The 23,248-nt window shown below is 50.6% G+C and carries 22 protein-coding genes; 21 read left to right on the top strand and 1 reads right to left on the bottom strand.

Features of this window, described 5'->3' with window-relative positions:
• Positions 1–9: 9 nt before the first annotated feature.
• Both EKM70_RS01205 and EKM70_RS01200 read left to right on the top strand, forming a co-directional pair.
• The gene (locus EKM70_RS01205; RefSeq protein ID WP_125544489.1) at positions 10–1,845 is read left to right on the top strand and encodes an APC family permease; all 1,836 of its coding nucleotides are present in this window, start codon (positions 10–12) and stop codon (positions 1,843–1,845) included.
• A gap of 392 nt (positions 1,846–2,237) precedes the next feature.
• Entirely contained in the window at positions 2,238–3,332 is a 1,095-nt protein-coding gene (locus EKM70_RS01200) for a glycosyltransferase family 4 protein (protein WP_125544487.1), read from the top strand.
• Positions 3,333–3,411: 79 nt separating this feature from the next.
• Here the strand turns inward: EKM70_RS01200 and EKM70_RS01195 are convergent, their stop codons facing one another.
• Positions 3,412–4,065 (bottom strand): YigZ family protein, encoded by a 654-nt coding sequence (locus tag EKM70_RS01195; protein ID WP_125544485.1) that lies wholly within the window; start codon positions 4,063–4,065, stop codon positions 3,412–3,414.
• 74 nt (positions 4,066–4,139) lie between these two features.
• On the opposite strand from EKM70_RS01195, the gene EKM70_RS01190 reads away from it, so the two are divergent.
• The 19 genes from EKM70_RS01190 (at position 4,140) to EKM70_RS01100 (ending at position 23,247) form a co-directional block, all read left to right on the top strand.
• On the top strand, positions 4,140–5,459 hold the full coding sequence (locus tag EKM70_RS01190; RefSeq protein ID WP_125544483.1) for a helicase-related protein: 1,320 nt from the start codon (positions 4,140–4,142) through the stop codon (positions 5,457–5,459).
• 5 nt (positions 5,460–5,464) lie between these two features.
• Positions 5,465–6,127 (top strand): ComF family protein, encoded by a 663-nt coding sequence (locus tag EKM70_RS01185; protein ID WP_225416351.1) that lies wholly within the window; start codon positions 5,465–5,467, stop codon positions 6,125–6,127.
• A 139-nt stretch (positions 6,128–6,266) separates the two neighbouring features.
• On the top strand, positions 6,267–6,818 hold the full coding sequence (gene hpf, locus EKM70_RS01180) for a ribosome hibernation-promoting factor, HPF/YfiA family (protein ID WP_057878733.1): 552 nt from the start codon (positions 6,267–6,269) through the stop codon (positions 6,816–6,818).
• 195 nt (positions 6,819–7,013) lie between these two features.
• Positions 7,014–9,377 carry a preprotein translocase subunit SecA gene (gene secA / locus EKM70_RS01175; RefSeq protein WP_125544479.1) on the top strand — a complete coding sequence of 788 codons (2,364 nt, stop codon included), beginning with the start codon at positions 7,014–7,016 and terminating at the stop codon, positions 9,375–9,377.
• 152 nt (positions 9,378–9,529) lie between these two features.
• A protein-coding gene (gene prfB / locus EKM70_RS01170; protein ID WP_125544477.1) for a peptide chain release factor 2 occupies positions 9,530–10,646 on the top strand; the annotation gives its coding sequence in 2 pieces (ribosomal slippage) (positions 9,530–9,601 and positions 9,603–10,646; 1,116 coding nt in all).
• Positions 10,647–11,045: 399 nt separating this feature from the next.
• Positions 11,046–12,200 carry a PDZ domain-containing protein gene (locus tag EKM70_RS01165; RefSeq protein WP_125544475.1) on the top strand — a complete coding sequence of 385 codons (1,155 nt, stop codon included), beginning with the start codon at positions 11,046–11,048 and terminating at the stop codon, positions 12,198–12,200.
• Positions 12,201–12,203: 3 nt separating this feature from the next.
• Positions 12,204–12,911, top strand: coding sequence for a response regulator transcription factor (locus tag EKM70_RS01160; protein ID WP_125544473.1), 708 nt, complete (start codon positions 12,204–12,206; stop codon positions 12,909–12,911).
• Entirely contained in the window at positions 12,908–14,275 is a 1,368-nt protein-coding gene (locus EKM70_RS01155; RefSeq protein WP_125544471.1) for a sensor histidine kinase, read from the top strand. The genes EKM70_RS01160 and EKM70_RS01155 overlap by 4 nt, the downstream gene beginning before the upstream one ends.
• Positions 14,276–14,473: 198 nt before the next feature.
• The gene (locus EKM70_RS01150; RefSeq protein WP_125544469.1) at positions 14,474–15,361 is read left to right on the top strand and encodes a phosphate ABC transporter substrate-binding protein; all 888 of its coding nucleotides are present in this window, start codon (positions 14,474–14,476) and stop codon (positions 15,359–15,361) included.
• The gene (gene pstC, locus EKM70_RS01145) at positions 15,358–16,287 is read left to right on the top strand and encodes a phosphate ABC transporter permease subunit PstC (protein WP_125544467.1); all 930 of its coding nucleotides are present in this window, start codon (positions 15,358–15,360) and stop codon (positions 16,285–16,287) included. Before EKM70_RS01150 ends, pstC begins: the two co-directional genes overlap by 4 nt.
• The gene (pstA, locus tag EKM70_RS01140) at positions 16,287–17,171 is read left to right on the top strand and encodes a phosphate ABC transporter permease PstA (RefSeq protein ID WP_125544465.1); all 885 of its coding nucleotides are present in this window, start codon (positions 16,287–16,289) and stop codon (positions 17,169–17,171) included. Before pstC ends, pstA begins: the two co-directional genes overlap by 1 nt.
• 12 nt (positions 17,172–17,183) lie before the next feature.
• Positions 17,184–18,008: a phosphate ABC transporter ATP-binding protein PstB gene (gene pstB / locus EKM70_RS01135; protein ID WP_125544463.1), complete on the top strand. Its 825-nt coding sequence runs from the start codon at positions 17,184–17,186 to the stop codon at positions 18,006–18,008.
• 17 nt (positions 18,009–18,025) lie between these two features.
• A complete protein-coding gene (gene pstB / locus EKM70_RS01130; protein WP_125544461.1) occupies positions 18,026–18,784 on the top strand; it encodes a phosphate ABC transporter ATP-binding protein PstB in 759 nt (252 codons plus the stop codon).
• Between the two features lie 10 nt (positions 18,785–18,794).
• Positions 18,795–19,472 (top strand): phosphate signaling complex protein PhoU, encoded by a 678-nt coding sequence (phoU, locus tag EKM70_RS01125; protein WP_125544459.1) that lies wholly within the window; start codon positions 18,795–18,797, stop codon positions 19,470–19,472.
• A 141-nt stretch (positions 19,473–19,613) separates the two neighbouring features.
• Positions 19,614–19,946, top strand: coding sequence for a PspC domain-containing protein (locus EKM70_RS01120; protein ID WP_125544457.1), 333 nt, complete (start codon positions 19,614–19,616; stop codon positions 19,944–19,946).
• A gap of 1 nt (position 19,947) precedes the next feature.
• Positions 19,948–20,319 carry a phage holin family protein gene (locus EKM70_RS01115; protein WP_125544455.1) on the top strand — a complete coding sequence of 124 codons (372 nt, stop codon included), beginning with the start codon at positions 19,948–19,950 and terminating at the stop codon, positions 20,317–20,319.
• Between the two features lie 88 nt (positions 20,320–20,407).
• Positions 20,408–21,352 (top strand): HPr(Ser) kinase/phosphatase, encoded by a 945-nt coding sequence (gene hprK, locus EKM70_RS01110; RefSeq protein ID WP_125544453.1) that lies wholly within the window; start codon positions 20,408–20,410, stop codon positions 21,350–21,352.
• 5 nt (positions 21,353–21,357) lie between these two features.
• On the top strand, positions 21,358–22,218 hold the full coding sequence (gene lgt / locus EKM70_RS01105; RefSeq protein ID WP_125544451.1) for a prolipoprotein diacylglyceryl transferase: 861 nt from the start codon (positions 21,358–21,360) through the stop codon (positions 22,216–22,218).
• Positions 22,219–22,233: 15 nt separating this feature from the next.
• A complete protein-coding gene (locus EKM70_RS01100; RefSeq protein ID WP_125544449.1) occupies positions 22,234–23,247 on the top strand; it encodes an NAD(P)H-dependent glycerol-3-phosphate dehydrogenase in 1,014 nt (337 codons plus the stop codon).
• Position 23,248 lies beyond the last annotated feature (1 nt).

Genomic DNA, 23,248 nt, shown 5'->3' with positions numbered 1-23,248 from the left:
TAACTAGTCATGTGGCATTATTTAAAGCGGGTTTTAATTGGGAAACCTCTAAAAACCATGGACGAGGGCGGTCAAGCGTTGACCAAGTTTAAGGCATTAGCCTTACTGTCATCCGACGCTCTGTCCTCGGTGGCATATGGTACTGAGCAAATCACCACAGTTCTTATTACTTTATCCGCAGCGGCGATGATGTATCAATTATATGTTGCGGCATTGGTCTTAGTTCTGTTATTTGCGATTACGCTTTCTTACCAGCAAATCATTCATGCCTATCCTTCTGGTGGTGGGGCCTATGTGGTTGCCAGCACCAACTGGGGTGAAGGCGCGGGATTAGTCGCGGGTGGATCATTACTGGTCGACTACATGTTAACGGTGGCCGTGTCCACGACCTCTGGAACTGAAGCGATCACGTCGGCGATTCCCGGTTTGTCGAAGTATTCTGTATTGGTCTCGGTATTAATCGTTGTTGGGATTATGTTAATGAACCTTCGGGGAATGCGAGAATCGGCGGCGTTCTTAACATTACCGGTGTACTTCTTCATTGCGATGATCTTCGTGATGATTGGTGTTGGGTTCTACAATATCGTCACTGGAAACATCACCTACCATGCTGCGGCACCAGTAGGGGGCACGGTTTCCGGGATGACGTTGCTGCTGTTCTTCCGAGCCTTCTCCTCTGGGTCATCATCACTGACTGGGGTTGAAGCCATCAGTAACGCGGTGCCAAACTTCAAGAAGCCTAAGAGTCATAATGCAGCCGCAACGTTGGCTATTATGGCAACCATCTTAGCGATCTTCTTTGGTGGGATTACCTTCATGAGTTACTACATGGGTATCCGACCACAGGCCAGCCAAACGGTTCTGTCTCAAATTGGAACCAACGTCTTCGGTCATGGCCTCATTTATTATCTTTTCCAATTATCTACTGCCTTAATTTTAGCTGTCGCCGCCAATACCGGATTCTCAGCGTTTCCAATTCTGGCCTATAACTTGGCTAAAGATAAGTTCTTACCACACGCCTACCTGGACCGAGGAGACCGATTGGGTTATTCCAATGGGATTATCTCGTTGGCCTTGGGGGCGATTGCCCTCATCTTCATCTTCCATGGACAGACGACGTTACTGATCCCACTGTATGCTATTGGGGTGTTCGTGCCATTTACGTTATCTCAATCTGGGATGATTATTCATTGGTTCAGGACGCGCGAGGGCTTCTGGCAAGGAAAAGCCTTCATTAACTTTATTGGGGCTTTGATCTCTGTGGTTTTAGTAACTTTTCTCTTGATCACGCGTTTCGGCAACATTTGGCCATATCTGATCATCATGCCACTGATTCTGCGGTTGTTCTACCGCATTCACGAGCACTATGGCAAGGTTGCCAAGCAATTACGAGTGGCTGCAAAGGCTAAGGCCGAGGTTCACGAGTATGATGGCGCCACGGTGATTGTCTTGGTCAGCAACATCACCCGGGTGACGACTGGGGCCATCAATTACGCCCGGTCCATCGGGGATTATGTCATTGCGATGCACGTTTCCTTTGATGAAAATCCGCAGAAGGAACACAAGACTGCCCAGGAATTTAAGGAAGAATTCCCGGACATTCGGTTCGTGGATATTCACTCCTCCTACCGGTCAATTGCGACGCCAACGTTGCGTTTCTGTGATGTGATTGCCAAGCGGGCGGCCGAACGAAACTTCACAACCACCGTGCTGGTGCCACAATTCGTGCCGCGGCATCCGTGGCAAAATGTGTTGCATAACCAGACGGCCTTACGTCTGCGGGCAACGCTGAATTCACGTGAAAATATTATTGTGTCAACTTATAACTATCACTTAAAAGAGTAGTTGTGGTGCCGAGGAGCTTCCTCGGTGGCCCCAATACCCGGCGGTGGGCCTTCTGTGAAGCGGGTCTGCCGCCTTTTTGATCTGAATTTAGGAGAATTTAGCGATTGAATTTGGGCGCGAGTTCTGAGAGTTGGTCGGAAATTTCACAAGTGGGGTGACTTAACGATCGTGTGGGTGGAGATGGACGATGACCCCGGGGTGCCGCAGACTGGCGGCCTTCGGCTAACTGAGAATATTGTTCAATTTATGAAATGGATTCCATTAATTTGTGAATAAGGACACCGTTTAAATCTTCCGTAAGGTTAGTGGGGGATCTGAAATGGCGGTTGTGTTTGATTTGTGAGATTTGTATAATTAGCAAAAGAACCGATAGAAAAGAAAGAGGACACTTTATGAAATTTGAGATTATTGTTAGCTTATTCGCTACCATGATTATCTCCGCAGTCCTAACGCCGTTTGTACGCCGCCTTGCGTTTCAAATTGGTGCGGTGGATAAACCAAATCAGCGACGCGTCAACAAGGTGCCCATGCCCACATTGGGTGGCTTGGCAATCTTTATTGCCTTCACCTTCTCGACCATGTTTTTACTCCGTGATCAGATGCCAACCCAGCAGCTATGGGGGTTGTTCGGTGGCGAGTGTATTATCGTTGTCGGCGGGATGATCGATGATGTCTTTGAACTGCGGCCACGCCAAAAGGTGATGTTTCAAACGCTGGCTGCCTTAGAAGTTTACTTTATTGCCGGTGTCCGGATGCGTTACCTGACGTTACCCTTTGTTGGCGTCTGGCATTTCGGGTGGTTAGCCTTACCGATTACTTTAATCTGGATCGTGGCCATCATCAATGCTATCAACCTGATCGATGGCCTCGATGGGTTGGCAACCGGGGTCTCCATCATTGCGTTAACGACGACAGGAATTACAGGTCTTTTCTTCCTCAACGTGGCGAACACTTGGGTCGCCATCATGATCTTCGCCTTAGTGGCAGCGATGGTGGGCTTTCTGCCCTACAACTTCTTCCCGGCTCGGATTTATCTGGGGGATACCGGGGCCCAATTTATTGGGTTCATGATCGCTTGTTTCTCCTTGTACGGGTTGAAGAACGTTACGTTTATCTCGGTCATTATCCCAGTTATTATTCTGGGAGTTCCCATCACCGATACTGTTTACGCCATGATTCGGCGGATCTTAAATAAGCAGCCGATCTCCCATGCGGACAAGCACCATCTGCATCACCGGTTGATGCAGTTAGGCTTGACCCACCGACAAACGGTGTTGGTCATCTACGGTATTGCCCTAATTTTCTCCTTTATTTCTTTGCTTTACCCGCTCTCCACGATCTGGGGGTCAGTCCTGCTGACCATCGCCATTCTGATTGGCTTGGAGCTTTTCGTGGAAGCCATTGGCTTGGTTGGTTCCGACCGACAGCCACTGCTACATTGGATCAATCACATTGTTAAAAAACTGACGTCGAAGAATTCTGATTAAGGTTTTCGACGCGAAACGAAAAGTGCCCGAGACAAAAGTCTCAGGCACTTTTGTGCTCCCAACGTCTATGGACGAAACGTTAGCGATTGCTGGCATGAATTTCAACGGGGACCTCGTGGTAGGCTACTGGGCCTTCCTGGACTGTGAATTGGTTGCTCAGCAGGTTCGTAATGGCCTCCTGAGTCGTAGCGACCGCATCGAGGTCAACGGCGATGGTGACGGCGACGGCGTCGGTGTAGGCCGTGTCTAGCACACTGATGGCATTCTCAGTCAGGTAGTGGACCAGACGGTCGTAGAGGGGATAGGAGACCGTGAGCGTGAGTTCACGCTGCCTGACTAGTTTGACCACCCCCGTGGCTTCGATTCCGGTGGAGGTGGCGTTGCTGTAAGCTCGGATTAACCCGCCGGCACCAAGCTTGATGCCCCCAAAGTACCGTGTAACCACGGTTATTGCGTTGTGCAGATCGTTTCGTTTGAGGACGGTTAGGATTGGGACACCAGCGGTTCCGGAAGGCTCGCCATTGTCACTTTCCCGCTGGATTTCGTCGTGTTCACCCAGAACGTAGGCCCAGCAATGGTGGGTCGCCTTGGGCTCCCGGGCAATGACATTGTCAATAAAGGCCTGGGCGTCGTCTTCGGTGGTCACGCGGCCCACGTCGGCGATGAACCGGGATTTTTTGATCTCTAAGGCGTGTTGACCGGCTGCTTTGATGGTGAGGTAATCAGTTTCCATAAAATAACCATCCTTTACAAATTTTAAGCTGTCGTTTACGGAGTTATCCCTGAAGGACTAGGGAGGGATGACATATGACAGATTTTTCGGAATTATTTGGGCGGCGGTCGCCGACGCCACTGCCGGGGGCACCAGGTATGGTAACTAGTCCCGCGATTGTGGCGGTGGGCACGCGTTGGCGGTGTCAACGATGCTATCAATGGGTTGCGCCAGCGGATCGACTCCCCAATGGGGACCGGTACTGTCGCACTTGTCTGCAGTTAGGCCGGCTGACCACTCAGGATCGATTATACACTATTCCGGAACCAAATCGCTTTCCTCGACTGGTTAGTGGGGGTTGCACCTGGCGGGGCCAGCTCAGTGAGTTGCAAGCCCAGGCTGCTACGGCCGTTCAAGCGCATGCTCAGGCCGGGCATCGCCAACTCTTGTGGGCCGTGACGGGGGCCGGGAAGACTGAGATTGTCTACCCAGCCTTGGCTGAAGCGTTACGCCAGGGTTGGCGGGTAGCCTGGGTGTCGCCGCGAGTCGACGTTTGTTTGGAACTCGCGCCCCGCCTGCAACGCGATTTTGGTGGGGTTGAGCAGTGCGTGCTCTATGGCGGGCAGCCGGTGGCCTATCACTATTGTCAACTCACAATTTGCACCACTCATCAGCTTCTACGTTTCGATCGGGCCTTTGATTGGATCGTGGTAGATGAGGTTGATGCGTTCCCGTTAGCCACCAGTCCCATGTTACAGGTGGCAATTGACCGCGCGCAGAAGGAAGCGGGAAGTTGTCTATATCTGACGGCAACGCCGGGAGAGCGTCTCCAACGGGAGATAAAGCAAGGGAAGGTGGCGGTGACTTACTTACCGTTGCGTTATCACGGGTATCTCTTGCCCCCCATTCAACTCAAGATTAGTTGGCGTTGGCGGCAGCAATTGCGACAGGGGCGTTTGCCAATGGGACTGCAGCACCAGTTGAATCGTTGGTGGCAAGCCCGGCGACCCTTCCTCATTTTTGTGCCTCACGTGGCTGATCTGTCAGTAGTAGCGGCAGTTTTGGCACGAAACGGTCTGAGTGGTGGGACGACGGTGTATGCCGCCGATCCTGATCGGCAAGCTAAGGTCCAAGCCTTTCGTGAGGGCCAACAGCGATACCTGGTAACCACCACCATTCTGGAAAGGGGCGTGACATTTCCCAGCGTGGCGGTGGCAATTCTCGGGGCCGATGATCCGGTCTTCTCGACGGCGGCGCTGGTTCAGATTGCCGGCCGGGTTGGCCGACTGGCCAGTGATCCCGGGGGTCAAGTCCTGGCTTACTGCCATAGTAATGCACGCAATGTCCAGCGGGCCCGGGCCATGATCACCCGTTTGAATCGTCAGGGCCGACGGCAGGGAGGCCGGCAATGTTAGGCTGCGTGTGGTGTGGACGATTGTTTAGCCTGCCACTGACGGTAGCCATGATTTGGCAGTGGCGACCGTTACCCCAACCAGCGTTGTGCCCGGCCTGTCGGGAACAGCTGACACCGATTGGGTCACAGTATTGTCCCCAATGTGGCCGCCAACAGGCTACCAGTGAGGTCTGCCACGATTGTCGACGGTGGCCCGATAACCTTCGAAACCGGGCCCTATACTGTTATGATGCGGGGATGAAGGCCTACATGCAGCAGTACAAATTTCAAGGAGACTATCGGTTGCGACTGGGACTACAAGCGGCGTTGAGCACGGCTCTGAAACGGGAAAATTATGAGGTTTTGGTGCCGATTCCCATTGACCAGCGGACCTGGCAGACTCGTGGATTCAATCAGGTGACAGGCTGGTTGACGGGTCAACCCTTTCAACAAGTGCTGGCGGTCACGGCAACCCATAAGGATCGTCCACAGTCGGCCAAGACGCGACAAGAAAGACTGCTGACCCCTCAGCCATTTGAGTTGGTGGCGGGGGCCGGTGAGGTTCTAGCTAATCGGCGGGTTTTACTGTTGGATGATGTGTATACCACAGGGCGAACTTTACGGCATGCCGCACAGCAAATTTATTTGGGTGGCGCGAAAGCGGTTACTAGCCTGACTTTAGCGCGTTAGGTGGTCATAAAAATGACAAGATTAATTGTTTATGAGAGGGCTTTCTATTATAATAAATGTAAGCAAAGCATATTAGAAGAGTGGTCCTTCTAGTGCTGAGCAAGCCAAGCAATCTCTTGGCTGAAGGGAGAGAAGTTTTATGCTCACATTTAATATTCGTGGTGAAAACATCGAAGTTACTGACGCAATACGGGATTACGTTGAAAAGCGTATCAGCAAGTTGGAGAAATATTTCGACAACAAAGTTGAGGCAATTGCGCATGTCAACCTGAAGGTCTACCAAAACAAGACAGCGAAGGTTGAAGTAACAATCCCACTCCCATACTTGACATTACGGGCGGAGGAAACCTCTCCGGACTTATATGCAAGTGTTGACCTGGTTACTGACAAGCTGGAACGTCAAATTCGCAAGTACAAGACCAAAGTTAACCGTAAGTCTCGGGAAAAAGGCTACAAGCATCTTGATTTCGCTTCAGAGGCTGCGGAAGAACCAGCTGAAAGTAACGAACTCGAGGTTGTCCGGACTAAACGCGTTTCGTTAAAGCCAATGGATAATGAAGAAGCTGTTCTGCAAATGGACATGTTAGGCCACGACTTCTTTATCTACGAGGATGCTGAAACCAATGGGATCAGCATTGTCTACCGCCGCAACGACGGCCGTTATGGTCTGATTGAAGCCGACGACCAATAATGTTGACTAACTAACGAAGTACCGCCTCGGCGGTGCTTTTTTAGTCTCAGCACTCAAAGAATCCGCTTTCATCATTCGCTAGGTGGGTAGAAAAGTTTCATCTTGCCCGGGTTAGTGTTACAATGTAGGTTGATTTATTGCCAAGAAATAGGTAACTTTAAATAGACTTATAAAAGTACTGAAGGGAATTCTCACATGCCAAATATTTTGAAACGATGGGTCGAAAGTGATCGACGGACTTTACGACGCCTAAGTAAATTAGCGGATGAAGTTGGCGCTTACGCTGACGATTACGCAAAGCTGTCAGATGAAGATCTGAAGGCTAAAACGCCAGAATTTAAACAGCGCTATCAAGACGGCGAAACCTTGGATGATTTATTGCCTGAGGCCTTCGCTGCTATTCGTGAAGGTGCGAAGCGGGTCCTCGGCCTCTATCCATTCCACGTCCAAATCATGGGTGGGATTGTCCTTCACGAAGGTAACATTGCCGAAATGAAGACCGGTGAGGGGAAAACCTTGACCGCGACGATGCCAGTTTACCTGAATGCCTTAGCTGGCAAAGGGGTCCACGTTGTGACGGTTAACGAATACCTGTCTGCACGTGATGCCACTGAAATGGGTGAATTGTACAACTGGATGGGCTTAACGGTGGGATTGAACTCCGCTGAAAAGTCTTCCGAAGAAAAACGTGAAGCTTATTTGGCTGATATCACGTACTCCACCAACGGGGAAATCGGGTTCGATTACCTGCGGGATAACATGGTGGTTTACAAGGAAGATATGGTGCAACGTCCCTTAAACTTCGCCATTGTCGACGAAGTGGACTCCATCTTAATTGATGAAGCCCGGACGCCACTGATCATTTCTGGCCAATCCGAAGGTACGAGTGCTTTGTACCAACGAGTGGACCGCTTTGCCAAGACCCTGCACGAAGAAGACGACTTTAAGATTGATTTGGAATCAAAGACGGTTGCCTTGACTGATACCGGGATCGAAAAGGCTGAAAAGTACTTTAACCTGAAGAACCTCTACGACACCGACAACACGGCCTTGACTCACCACATGGACCAAGCCTTACGGGCGAACTATATCATGTTACGTGACAAGGATTACGTGGTTCAAGACGGTGAAGTGCTCATCGTTGACTCGTTTACTGGACGGGTTATGGATGGTCGGCGTTATTCCGATGGCTTGCATCAAGCGATTGAAGCCAAGGAAGGCGTGGAGATTCAAGAAGAAACGAAGACGATGGCCAACATCACCTACCAAAACTTATTCCGGATGTACAAGAAGCTTTCCGGGATGACGGGGACGGCGAAGACCGAAGCCGAAGAATTCCGAGAAATTTACAACATGGAAGTGGTCTCCGTGCCAACCAACAAACCGGTTGTCCGGGTTGACCAACCTGACTTGTTGTACCCAACTTTGGAATCCAAGTTCGATGCTGTTGTGACAGAAATCAAGACGTTGCATACCAAGGGCCAGCCGATGCTAATCGGGACCGTTGCCGTTGAAACGTCCGAATACCTGTCCGAACGACTCGACCAAGAAAAGATTCCACACGTGGTCTTGAACGCCAAGAACCACGCCAAGGAAGCCGACATCATTCAGAATGCCGGTCAACGTGGGGCCGTTACCATTGCCACCAACATGGCTGGGCGGGGGACCGATATTAAATTGGGACCTGGCGTGGTTGAAATTGGTGGGTTAGCCGTTATCGGGACTGAACGTCACGAATCTCGGCGGATTGATAACCAACTTCGTGGACGTTCCGGTCGTCAAGGGGACCCTGGTATGACACAGTTCTACCTATCCCTGGAAGATGATCTGATGCGTCGATTCGGTTCCGATCGAGTTAAGGGCTTCTTGGAACGGATGAACGTTGAAGGTGAAGACGCCGTGATTCGGAGTCGCATGATCACCAAGCAAGTTGAATCCGCTCAGAAGCGAGTTGAAGGGAATAACTATGACTCCCGGAAGAACGTGCTGCAGTACGATGACGTTATGCGTCAACAACGTGACGTGATCTACGGTGAACGTAACGAAGTCATCAACCAAAGCGATTCTCTGAAATGGGTTCTGATGCCAATGATCAAGCGGACTGTTGACCGGGTGGTTAACTTACACACCCAAGGCGACAAGGCCGATTGGGATTTGGACACGTTACTTGATTTCGGAATCTCGGCCATGGTCTCACCTGAAAAGATTAGTCTTGCTGAATTGAAGGACAAATCTGCCGACGAGATTAAGGCCTACTTCATGGGCTTAGCCGAAGCCGTTTATGCCGAAAAGCAAAAGCAACTCTATGATCCTGCTCAAATGCTGGAATTCGAAAAGGTTGTGTTGTTGCGGGTCGTTGACTCTCACTGGACCGACCACATTGATGCGATGGACCAATTGCGTCAATCAATCGGCTTACGGGGTTATGGTCAATTGAATCCACTGGTTGAATATCAACAAGATGGTTTCCGGATGTTTGAAGAAATGATTTCAGATATCGATTACGATGCCACTCGGTTGTTCATGAAGTCAGAAATTAGACAAAATATTACCCGATAATCGGGAACTGGCGAGGCGGGAAGAGATTCCGGCCTCGTTTTTTTGAAAAGAGTGTGCTTAGTGGGGTTAAACGGAGCCGACTGCCCATGAGTACACGTTTCCACAAGGTTCACAATCCAGACAAAATCTATTTAACTAAGGAGCCAAACAAAATGGAATTAAGCGATGCAAAACGGAACATTGCGGCCATGCAGGAACAACTCGACGGCTTTAGGGGGTCGCTTTGACTTCGATGCCCTCAATGAGAGCATCAGTGTTAACGAAGCTCAAATGGCCCAACCAGGGTTTTGGGACGATGCTAACACCGCTCAGAAACTGATTGACGAAACCAATGAGATGAAGGGGAAAGTCAGTGAGTTCGAAGACTTGCGCGATCAGGTTGCCGATCTAGAAGTTGCGGTTGAGTTACTTCAAGAGGAACCCGATGCCGATATGCAGGCCGAATTTGATCAGAACTACACCAAGGCCGAGGACGCCTTGCGTCAGTATCGGTTGAATCTGTTATTGAATCAACGCTACGACCGAAACAACGCTATCCTTGAAATTCACCCAGGGGCCGGTGGAACGGAATCTCAGGACTGGGGTGCGATGTTAATGCGGATGTACACCCGCTGGGCGGAGCAGCATCATTTTCAGGTGACCATCTTGGATTATCAAGCGGGGGATGTCGCTGGACTCGGGAGTGCGACGCTCTTGATCGCCGGGCGCAATGCCTATGGTTACCTGCGTTCCGAGAAGGGCGTTCACCGCTTAGTACGAATTTCACCATTTGATTCGGCCGGTCGACGTCACACGTCGTTTGCTTCGGTGGACGTTCTGCCAGAATTGGATGAGACGGTTGACGTTGAGATTAATCCAGCTGACTTGAAGGTCGATGTTTATCGGGCTTCCGGTGCCGGTGGGCAACACGTCAACAAGACCTCTTCAGCGGTACGGATTACCCATTTGCCAACGGGTATCGTGACGCAAAGCCAGGCACAACGATCACAACTTCAAAACCGGCAAACGGCCTTGGCTATGTTACGGGCTAAGTTGTACGAACGGGAAGAAGAAAAGAAAGCCCAGGAAAAGGCAGCCATTGAGGGTGAACAACTCGACATTGGTTGGGGCTCACAGATTCGGTCATACGTCTTCCACCCATACACCATGGTGAAGGATCATCGGACGAACTATGAAACCGGAAATGGGCAGGCTGTCATGGACGGGGATCTCGATCCGTTTATCGATGCCTACCTACAGTGGCAATTGAGTCAGAAGAATCCGCAGTAAATTGAGGCCGTGATCAAGCTAAAGTGATGGTCAGCATGACAGTAGGGATATACCTCACGACGCGACCCTAGGTGATACCGTCCAAGCTAGCGGAGCATGTCTCTCAGATTCTAAAACAATAAAATTATGGTAGCCATCACTCAGTTGATAAACAGTGGTGGCTACCATTTTTGAATAGTTAGGACGTTGTGTCTTCGCCAAGTAGGTCGTGACTTAACCTTAGTCGTGGTAGAGCGCTATCTTAGCCGGCATAATGGGTGGTCATTCTAGTGCACCGGTCATAACTGGTAATTGTTCTAAATGAAGAACCTTTGGGCGGGTAACACGAATGTCGTGTTGCCTGTTTTTGTTTCATGCTATACTGGTGACAGTTATTTTTTCAGGAAAGGTGTCGATGACATGCGAACGTTGATAGCATGTGGCAGTTATCTTTTACAGCCGTTAGTTTGGCTGGCCGTCTTGCGGTTGTGGCTGGTGAGCCGTGCGCGCATCAAGCAAGAACGCAAGGATTTTGGGAGTGCTGTCTATAGTGATCACTTTGAATTACGCCATATGCTCACACAGGGAATTTTATTGGGGGCGGGGCTTTCGCTGATTAACATTCTGGTGGGATTCAGTTTGCCGGTCGTGTGGATTTTGGTCTACGAGGTCTTGGCGTTAGTCACACTGATTGTTCTCCCCACCACCATTCTCCCGCTGACCCTGATCGTAGTAGCAACGGCCATTACGATTTGGAGCGGATCATACATAACGAATTCATTCAGTCTGGATTCAGTGGGGCTGACCTGGCAAAGTGTTGGGGTTCAGAACTACTTGTGGCTAGGCGTTCTATTCTTCCTGTTGATGGGCCATTGGGTGGCTCATTATGGGGGTCGATTTATTAGCCCAAGGATCTATGCGAAGCAACGGGGCAAACGAATTGCTGGTTACCCTTGGCGAGAATTTTTAATTTTACCTATGGTGACCCTGGTTCCTGGTGATTGGTTTACCAGCCAGTGGGCCTTTTGGCCGGTGCTTCACTTACACGGCCAGAGTTTCGCTATTTTAGTACTACCTCTGGTCCTGGGATTGCGATTTACAGTATTCCGTCAGGCACCGCGAGCCGTTTACCAACGTCTAGCCAAGAAGTTTGTCTGGCTAGGCGTCGTGGCGGCTGCATTTCTCGGGGGGAGTTTCTTATGGCCAGCCGTAACCCCAATTCTGTTAATTTTACTGTTGGTTGGTTATGCACTCGTTCTATGGCAAGCTAAACATTATGATGAGCGTCAACAATTCTGGTATTCTCAGGTTGATGACGGGGTTCGGGTGCTGGCGATTCGGCCAGGAACCCCCGCAGCCAAGCTGGACCTTGCGGCGGGAGACATTATTCTAGAATGTAACCATTGCCCGATTAACAGTGAAACAAGCTTTTACGAAGCCTTATTGGCTAACTCCGCCTATTGTCACCTACGGGTGCGTGATATGAACGGCGAACTCAAAATGACCGAAACGGCCATCTATTCAGGTGCGCCCCATGAAATTGGAATTGTACTCTTTCGAGATCTGGAGGGATAACCCATGAGCAGAGTCCTAGTCGTAGATGATGAACCAGCAATTGTTACTTTACTACAGTACAACCTCGAGCAGGCGGGTTATCAGGTGGTGACCGCGATTGATGGTGAACAGGCCCTGAATCTAGCCTTGCACGAGCGGTTTGATGTGATTCTTTTGGACCTGATGTTACCTAAGTTAGACGGGGTTGAAGTGACCAAAAAGTTACGTCAGGAAAAGGTTAGCACGCCAATTATTATGATTACTGCTAAAACCAGTGAATTTGATACGGTCTTTGGCTTGGAACTAGGGGCGGATGATTACATTACGAAGCCTTTCAGTCCACGGGAGGTTATCGCTCGGATGAAAGCCGTCATGCGGCGCTATCACGACGAGAATGATCAACCCCAGACGGGCACACATTCCGCCAATCTCTTACAAGTTGGCGATCTCACGATCGACCAGGACAAGTTTCAAGTTAAACGGGATGACCGTTTGATTGATTTGACCCCTAAAGAATTCGAACTGTTATTGTTCTTTGCGAAACGGCCGGGCAAGGTCTGGAGCCGGGAGCAGTTGTTGGAAGGTGTCTGGGGGTTTGACTACAGTGGGCAGACCCGGATGGTGGATATTCATGTGTCCCATCTCCGAGAAAAGATCGAACGGGATCCCAAGCACCCGACGCTCCTACGAACGGTCCGCGGATTTGGGTATACGTTTGAGGCGCAACCATGAGACGTTTCATTGGCGTGTGGCTGATCAGTGGTCTAACCAACAGTGTTCTGGTCGCATTGGTCCAGCCGGCGAACCTGACCGGAGCCTGGATTGTTGCGTGGTTAGTGGGACTACTTGAGGCTGCTGGCATTGCCTGTGGGTTACATTGGGCGGACCAGCGTATTGGAATTCTCACCAAAAAGGTGGAGGGCATTCGTCACGAAGAGGAGCCAGCCCACGTCCTTCTCTCCCCACACGATCCCTTTCAACAGTTAGCCCTACAAATTAATTATCTACAGACGCATCAACGGAAGATTCAGCGCCAGATGGCAGGGCAGAACCAAGAATTTGCGACGTTACTGGATTACTTGCCTATCGGGGTTATGGTCATTGACCGTTATCGCAAGGTTGAATTGGCTAATCCTGCCATGGAGCAATTTTTACAGCACAAGATTTCGCCGCGGCGCCATCCGTTTACCCAGGACGTTCAGCAGTTTGAGTTAGCCAGTCTGATTAATTCCGCTTTGACTGAGCGTCAGACCCAGCAGCACGTGCTGAAGGTTAACGATCGGACGGTCGATGCCCGAGCCATTTATACGGCCACGTCCCAAGACTATTTTCAAGTTTTGGTCCTGCTCTACGATGTGACGGAAGTCTACGCTGTGGAACAGATGCAAATGGATTTCGTCTCCAACGCGTCCCACGAATTGAAGACGCCGGTGACCGCAATCTCAGGCTTTGCCAAGACCTTGTTGGCCGGCGCCCAGAACGATCCCGAAAAACGTTCGGAGTTTCTACACATTATCGACCAGCAAAGTGAACGGTTGGTGGAACTAATCAATGATGTCCTGACGATCTCCCATCTTGAATCCGGCAACGCCGTGGAGGTTAGCATGGTGCCGGTGGGGCAGCAGATTGCCACGCAAGTGACGTTATTGGCACCGCTGGCTCAGGTCAACCAGGTCACGTTAGTTAATCAGGTCGACTCAGCCTTTATGGCGGTAACCGATCAGCGCAAACTCGATCAGATTCTGAAGAATATCATGAGTAACGCCATCAAATACAATCGTCCAGGTGGTACCGTTACACTTACACTCGCGCAAACCCCGCAGAATTGGACGCTAACGATTGCGGATACGGGAATTGGTATCGGCCCTCAAGATCAGCTCAGAGTCTTTGAGCGCTTCTACCGGGCTGATGTGTCGCATTCTAATCAGTTGGTCAGTGGGAGTGGCTTGGGTTTGGCCATTGTCCGGGAGCTCGTGCAGTCACTCAATGGTAAGATCAATCTACAAAGCCAACTGGGAGTTGGGACCACCGTAATTCTAACCTTCCCAGTGACCGCGGATCCAACGACTAATTCTCAGAATGCAAGGCAGTCCTAAGCGAGACCTGACAGACAGTCAGGCCTTTTTTGATCACCTTAATTGGCCAGTTGATGAGCTGGTTTGGCCCGCAACTCATCAACATCGGGTTACATTTACACAACCTTTACAATACGACTACGGGACATTTACATTGGTTCGGTATACTGGCTTTTGTAAGGTCGAGCCGTGACGCTCGGCTAGTAGGAGGTTAGTGAAATGTCGAAAAAACGCTGGTGGCAAGCCATTGGAGCCGTGCTTGTTTTGGCTCTGGGGATCTTTGCCTACCAAACGCGACAGGTCAGTCATGCCGGTGAATCCATCACGGCAGTTGGATCAACGGCGCTGCAACCCTTAGTGGAAGCGGCGGGAGAACAGTACACCGGTGAACACCTGGGAACATTTATCAACGTTCAGGGTGGGGGAACTGGAACCGGACTCAGCCAGATTCAAGAAGGGGCGGTTCAGATCGGAAACTCCGACCTTTTCGCTGGCGAACAGAAGGGCATTCGCGCGACGGAACTGGTCGATCACCGGGTAGCCGTCGTGGGGATCACGCCCATCATTAACCGTAAAATTGGACTAAAAAATTTAACCACGCAACAGTTGATTCAAGTTTTCACGGGTCAGGTCACTAATTGGCGGGAACTTGGTGGAGACAACCTGCCTGTCGTCTTGATTAATCGGGCGCAAGGCAGTGGGACGCGGGCAACCTTCGAACAATTTGGGTTGACCAATCATCGCTCAAAGACTGCTCAGGAACAGGATTCTTCGGGGATGGTTCGTCAGATTGTGGCGACTACACCAGGGGCCATTAGTTATGTGGCATTTTCCTATGTCAACGCGACTGTACAATCCCTTAGCTTGAATGGTGTTGCGCCCACCGAGGATAATGTTAAAACGAATCGGTGGCGTATTTGGTCTTACGAACACCTCTATACCAAGGGTCAACCGCGCGGCTTAACTCGGCGTTTCATTCAGTACGTTCAGTCACCAGCCATTCAAAAGACGCTGGTGCGCCAATTAGGCTACCTGTCACCGGATCAAATGAAGGTTGAGCGGGACGTCCATGGCAACGTCACACGACTGGAAGGTGGCAATTCATGAAAACAACCCAGCAATTAGAACGACAACTTAAGCGGCACTCCAAGGCGGCCAAGCTGGAAATCTGGGGCAAGGTGGTGAGTTTCTCAGCCTTACTCTTGATCGTTGCGGTGGTTGTGGGGATTATCGGTTTCGTCGCGTCCAAAGGGATTGCGACCTTTACTAGTAATCACGTCAGTCTTTGGGATTTCTTGACTGAGAAAAAGTGGAACCCGGGTATCACGGATGCTAATGGGAAGCCCGAAGTTGGGGCTCTGCCCATGATTGTCGGGTCGTTTCTGATTACGATCCTCTCGGCTGTCGTGGCTACGCCATTTGCGATTGGGACGGCAGTCTTTATGAACGAAATTTCTCCCAATAAGGGTGCCAAGATTCTCCAACCGGTCACTGAATTACTGGTGGGGATTCCCTCTGTGGTTTACGGTTTCATCGGCCTTTCGGTGGTCGTACCGGCCACGCGAGCGATCTTTGGGGGCAGTGGGTTCGGGATTCTCTCCGGGACCTGTGTGCTCTTCGTCATGATTCTACCAACTGTGACTTCGATGAGTGTAGATGCTTTGCGGTCGGTTCCCCGGTACTACCGTGAGGCCTCACTAGCGCTGGGAGCGACGCAGTGGCAGACCATCTACAAGGTGGTTCTGCGGGCCGCCACACCAGGCCTGATGACCGCTGTGGTCTTCGGCATGGCACGAGCCTTCGGTGAAGCATTGGCCGTTCAAATGGTGATCGGGAATGCGGCACTGATGCCGGGAAGCTTGGTCGATCCGGCGGCAACACTGACCTCCGTGTTAACTACGGGGATTGGGAATACCGTGATGGGGTCTCTGCAAAACAATGCTCTGTGGTCACTGGCCCTAGTATTGTTGCTGATGTCACTGGTCTTTAACCTCATTATTCGCTTGATCGGCCGAAAGGGGCGTCTTCAATAGTGAATCCAAAAACACAAAATAAAATTGCCATTGGGACGTTGTACGGCGTTGCCGGGTTGGTTGTCTTGATTCTCTTGGCGTTACTCGGCTATATTCTGGTCAGCGGGTTACCCCAGTTGAGTTGGCACTTTCTGACGGCACCAGCCAAAGCCTTTCTCGCGGGCGGGGGAGTCGGTGTGCAACTCTACAATTCCTTCTACCTCTTGCTGCTGGCCATGTTGATCTCCTTTCCCATTGCCTTGGGGGCGGCGATTTATCTCTATGAATATGCCCGGGACAACTGGGTGACGACTACGATTCGAACGGCCATTGAAATTCTTAGTTCGTTACCGTCGGTGGTGGTCGGCCTGTTCGGTTTTCTCTTCTTCGTGGTGAAGTTACGTCTGGGCTTCTCTATCTTGTCCGGCGCCTTTGCGCTGACGTTCTTCAATCTGCCACTGTTAACCAGAAGTATTGAAGATTCCCTGCGAACCATTGACCTTTCACAACGTGAGGGGGGATTGGCTTTGGGACTATCTCGGTGGGAAACGATCACGCGGGTCATCTTGCCTGCAGCGGTTCCCAGTATTTTGACGGGAGTCATCCTGAGTGCTGGTCGGGTCTTTGGTGAAGCGGCGGCCTTGATTTACACTGCTGGGCAGAGTGCGCCAGCACTCGACTTCACGGATTGGAATCCCTTCAACATCTCCAGTCCATTGAACCCGATGCGTCCGGCTGAAACGTTGGCCGTCCACATCTGGAAGATTAATTCCGAAGGGATCATGCCCGACGCGAAGGCTATTTCTTCCGGGTCGTCGGCTGTTTTGGTCCTTGCAATCTTGCTCTTTAACTTCGCTGCCCGTTACCTGGGTAAGCGGCTATACAAGCGACTCACGTCAGCCTAAAGGAGGGGTGTCATGTTTGTCAGCAACGATGTTTCAAACACGGAAACTATGCAGGAACGGCACATCGTGCAACCACGAGACGCCCAGCACCCAATTGTCCTGTCGACCGAGGAGCTCCATGTGTTTTACGGGAAAAAGGAAGCCATCTACGAAGGTGATCTCCAGTTTGCCCGTAACCAGATTACGGCGCTCATTGGGCCCTCGGGTTCGGGTAAGTCCACGTATTTACGATCACTGAACCGGATGAATGACCGGATCGCCACGGTGACGGGACGCATCATGTATCGTGGGGTCGATATCAACCAGCCAGCTATCGATGTTTACGAGATGCGGCGGCGAGTAGGGATGGTTTTTCAACGTCCCAATCCCTTTGCTAAGTCGATCTACGACAACATTGCCTTTGCCCTGCGGCTGCGGGGAACGACCGATAAGCACGAGCTCGATGAGATTGTGGAGACGTCGCTGAAACAGGCCGCTCTCTGGAATCAAGTTAAAGACGATCTCAATAAGAGTGCCCTAGCCTTGTCGGGGGGCCAGGCACAACGATTGTGTATCGCCAGAGCAATCGCGGTCAAGCCAGATATCTTGTTGTTGGACGAACCGGCGAGCGCATTGGACCCGGTATCAACGAGTCAACTTGAGGATACTTTGTTGGAATTAAAGAAGCAGTACACGATTATTATTGTGACGCATAACATGCAACAAGCTGGTCGGATTAGTGAATATACGGCATTTTTCAATCAGGGACGGGTGTTGGAGTATGACACTACGAGTCATATCTTCACCAATCCACAGGTTCAGATTACCAGTGATTATGTTTCGGGGAACTTCGGCTAAGAGGAGGAGACAACACCATGAGTGAGGAAATTTTAACAACACAGGATTTACATCTGTATTACGGGGAAAAAGAAGCCTTGAAGGGGATCAACTTGAACTTCACGGACAAGGGGATTACAGCGCTGATCGGACCTTCCGGTTGTGGAAAATCCACCTACCTGCGAACGTTGAACCGCATGAATGACTTGATTCCCAACGTGACAATTACGGGAACCATCAAGTTTAAGGGGCAGAATTTATACGCTCCCAGTGCAGACACGGTTCAGATCCGTAAGGAAATTGGGATGGTCTTTCAACAACCTAACCCCTTCCCATTCTCAATCTATGACAACGTGATCTACGGCTTGCGGATTGCCGGTGAGAAGGACAAAGAGAAGTTGGATGCGGTTGTTGAAAAGTCGTTGCGGCAAGCCGCCGTGTGGGATGAGGTCAAAGATCACCTGCATGAGAGTGCCTTGGCGCTCTCCGGGGGGCAACAACAACGGGTCTGTATCGCCCGGGTCTTGGCCGTTTCCCCAGAGATTATCCTACTGGACGAGCCGACCAGTGCGTTGGATCCCGTTTCGAGTAGCCAAATTGAGGCAACTCTCTTGAATTTACGGCACGATTATACGATTATTATAGTAACCCACAACCTTCATCAGGCCTCGCGGATCGCGGACCGGACGGCATTCTTTATGAATGGTGAGTTGATTGAAGTGGACCAGACGAAGAATATCTTTATGAATCCCGCACAGAAGCAGACCGAAGACTATATCAGCGGTCGATTCGGTTAGGAGGCCAGTAATGCGTAGATTATTTGATGATGAGTTAGCCGAATTAGACGCTGACTTTACAGAAATGGGGATGTTGGTGAGTGAGGTTATCCAGCAGTCGGTGGACGCGTTCATGAATCGTGACGCCGTTGCCGCGCAGAAGCTCATTGACCAGGACCACCAGATTAACGAACGTGAAATCGCCTTGGAACAGAAGACCTTTGAGATGATCGCTCTTTATCAACCTGTCACGACTGATCTTCGTGAGATCGTGACGATTCTAAAGGCTGTCTCTGAATTGGAACGCGCCGGAGACCACGCCAGAAACGTGGCGCACTCGGCCATTAAGTTCGGCACAAAGCAGAAGATTCCCGTGTTGGAACAGCTGATCGCGGAGATGGGGCGTCTGACCACGCAGATGATGAAGGACGTGCTGACCGCCTACGTGAATAAGGATGAACATGAGGCCCGCGAGCTGGCGGATATCGATCGCAAGTTGGACCGTTTGAATCATCAAGTTCGTGCGGACAGCTATGAACAGATGCGGCAAGACCCGTCATTTGAGACGGGGGCTTCAATCTACCTCAACGTTTCACAAGATCTCAGCCGTATTGGGGATTATGTGACGAACGTTTGTGAATGGATTATCTACCTTAAGTCTGGCCAGATTATCGAATTGAATTCGGCTAGTTCCGGTACTGAAGGCTAAAAACCTTAATCTAAATTGAAGATTCGCCCAGACGGCCACTGATGACTTGCTTTCAGTGGCCGCTTTCGTTATTCTTGGCCTAATAGCTTGACCTGGTGTGGCCGGGTCGCATTTAAAAAATCAAAAAAGGAGTGACCTTTAATGGCAGAAAAAAAGCGTTTTGAACGGTCGCGGACCAATCGGCTTGTCGGTGGGGTTCTCGGGGGTATTGCGGAATACTTTGGCTGGAATGCGAACCTCTTACGGGTCATTTACGTGCTGATTTCAATCGCCATTCCATTTGGTCACGTCATTGTCGGCCTTTTGGTGTACGTGATCTTGATGACCTTTATGCCCCAGGCACCAATCCAACCGGGTGGGGGGAGTCTCAGTGATCTCTTCCGCGCAACGCAGCCAAAACCAAACGATGGTCGCAAGGTGATTCACGATGTGACCGAACATGATGTTTCCGATTCACATAAGGATGGTGAGTAGCGTGCGGTTTTGGCCTCGAATATTTGTTAACGCTCTCATTTTTCTCGCGTTGGCAGGGTTCTTCCAGAGTTCACTAGCCGGGCATTATCAGAATGCATTCTATGTCTCGGGCGTGGCAGTTGCGTTAATTGCAAGCTTTGTCTTGGCGCTACTGAATGCCATCGTGAAACCCATTCTGTTCGTGCTCTCGCTACCCATAACCTTGCTGACACTGGGATTTTTTGGCTTCGTGTTGAACGCCGCCATGCTGGAATTGACGTCCTGGGTGGTCGGTAGCGGCTTCACCTTTTCGTCGTTTGGGGTCACGTTAATTGTGGCAATTGTGATGGCCCTCTTTAATGCCATCATCAGCGATCATTTCGCCCGGAATTAAGTTGACCGCTACAGACGAATTTGGTGGGAGTCACCCCGTGAAAGTGCTAAAATTAGAGTAGTTTACTATGCAATGAGGAGGAACTCCTATGCCTGAAAGTGTCACAGTGGCCGACCTGGTAAAGGTTACCCGCCTGGAAGTTTATTCTGGGGAAGACGACTTAGACCGTGAAATCACAACGAGTGATATCTCCCGGCCTGGATTGGAATTAACCGGATACTTTAACTATTATCCTGCTAAACGAATTCAATTATTGGGAATTACCGAAACGTCCTTCGCGAAGGGCATGTCGCATGAGAAACTTTTGGATGTCATGCAGAAGATGTGTCAACCAGAGACGCCGGCCTTTGTGGTATCGACGCAACTGGATCCGCCAGAGGAACTTAAGCAAGCTACCAAGGAAGCCCACATTCCCTTGCTGGAGACGAAGCTGACAACGTCGCGAATCTTGAGTAACATGACCAATTTTTTGGACGGCAAACTAGCCGAACGGCAATCCGTTCATGGGGTACTGGTTGATATCTACGGTGTTGGGGTCATGATTACCGGTGATTCTGGTGTTGGTAAGAGTGAAACGGCGCTGGAATTAGTTAAACGTGGTCACCGATTGATTGCCGATGACCGAGTGGAAGTTTACCAACAGGATGAACAGACGCTGGTTGGGACGGCTCCTGCTATCTTGAGTCATTTGCTCGAGATTCGAGGAATCGGTATTATTGATGTTATGAACCTGTTCGGTGCCGGTGCTGTGCGTTCCGAAACGGACATTGATCTCATTGTCCACTTGGAATTGTGGCACGATGACAACCACTTCGACCGGTTAGGGAACAACACGGAGTCACAACGCTTCTTCGACGTTGATGTGCCGAAGATTACCATCCCCGTTAAGACCGGTCGTAACCTGGCGATCATCATTGAAGCCGCTGCCATGAACTTCCGAGCCCGTTCTATGGGTTACGATGCGACGCAGGTTTTCGACGACAACTTGAATCGTTTAATCAAACAAAATTCAGATAAAAACAACAAAAAATAAGGGAGATGGGCGATATCTTTTCACCAATTATGGCGGCGCTTAATCCTATCGCCATGCGTCTAGGCCCGATCTCCGTTCACTGGTATGGGGTAATTATCGCCACTGGGGTGGTTATTGCCGTCATGCTGGCTGTTCGTGAGGGGCAGCGCCGCGGCGTTAAGCCTGACGATATTTACGACATGATTCTGTGGGCCCTGCCAGCTGCCTTGATTGCCGCTCGGACGTATTATGTGGTCTTTGAATGGCCCTATTACGCCAAGCATCCCGGCGAGATTATTGCCATTTGGGATGGGGGCATTGCCATTTACGGGTCGCTCATTGGCGCTGGTTTGGTGGTCTTCTTCTTCTGTCGGTCACGGTTTATTCCGGTGTGGTTGATGTTGGATATCGCGGCACCAACCGTGATTCTGGGTCAAGCCATTGGCCGCTGGGGGAACTTCATGAACCAGGAGGCCTTTGGTCGGATCACCAGTCTTGCCTTCTTACAGGGGCTACATCTGCCAGGCTGGATCATTAATCAAATGCTGATTAATGGGGCCTATCGACAGCCAACGTTTCTGTATGAATCGACGTGGGATCTGTTGGGGTTCATTGTCCTCATGAGTTTGCGTCACGTGCCCGGACTCTTCAAGCAAGGCGAGGTCTTCCTCGGTTACGTGATGTGGTACGCATTAGGACGGTTCTTTATCGAAGGGATGCGGACCGACAGTCTGTGGTTATTCCATATCCTTCGAATTTCTCAAGCGTTATCTGTCGTATTGTTCGTGGGCGCCTTGATTATCTGGATCTATCGGCGGCGGAAGTCGTCACCCCTCGATTATTTGGCGGGCAACCCATTTCAAGAAAAAGCTAAACTTACTAAATAAGGAGAATCCATTACTATGTCAGAGAAAATTGCAGTACTCGGTGCCGGTTCCTGGGGATCAATTCTAGCGAGCGTCCTCGATGAAAATGGAAATGACGTGCGTCTTTGGTCCTACAATCCCAAGCAGGTTGAGGAGCTAAATACCCAGCATACGAATTCGCATTACATTAAAGACTTTAAGTTTTCTCCGTCGTTAGTCGCTTATTCTGATCTGGCCAGTGCATTGAAGGATGTTCAAACCATTCTCTTCGTGGTGCCAACGAAGGCGATTCGCTCGGTTGCTGGTGAAGTAGCCGAAATCTTAAAGAAGACGGGGTTACAACCCCAACTGATTCACGCTAGCAAGGGAATTGAACAGAATACTTATAAGCGGTTATCACAGGTCTTAGCCGAAGAAATTCCCGCTGAGAACCGGCAGGCCATTACGGTGTTGTCCGGTCCTAGTCATGCCGAGGATGTTGCCCGGCATGATTTGACCTTGATTACCGCAGCCAGTGAAAATCTGGATGCTGCTAAGCACGTTCAGAAGCTCTTCATGACGCCATACTTCCGGGTTTACACGAACCCTGATGTGATTGGGGTTGAGATTGGAGCAGCTTTGAAGAATATTATTGCGCTTGGTGCCGGGGCCTTACATGGCCTGGGCTATGGTGACAATGCGAAGGCAGCGTTGATGACGCGGGGCTTGGCCGAAATTTCTCGGTTGGGCACGTCGTTTGGTGCGGACCCCATGACCTTTATCGGGTTATCAGGGGTTGGCGACATCATCGTGACCGCCACGAGCTCCAATTCACGGAACTGGCGGGCCGGTGATGAACTTGGCCGTGGTGAAGCGCTCGATGACGTTGTCAGTCACATGGGCATGGTGATCGAAGGGGTTGCCACGACCAAGGCCGCATATGAATTATCTAAGGAACGTGGCGTTTCAATGCCAATTACGGAAGCCATTTACCAAGTCTTGTACGAAGGTAAGGATATTAAGCAGGCCATCTCAGAATTAATGCAACGTGAAGGCCGCTCCGAATTTTAAA

Source organism: Levilactobacillus lindianensis (assembly GCF_003946095.1).
Taxonomy (GTDB): Bacteria; Bacillota; Bacilli; order Lactobacillales; family Lactobacillaceae; genus Levilactobacillus; species Levilactobacillus lindianensis.
The sequence above is the reverse complement of the archived record's forward strand: the minus strand, read 5'-3'. Positions and strand labels throughout refer to the sequence as shown.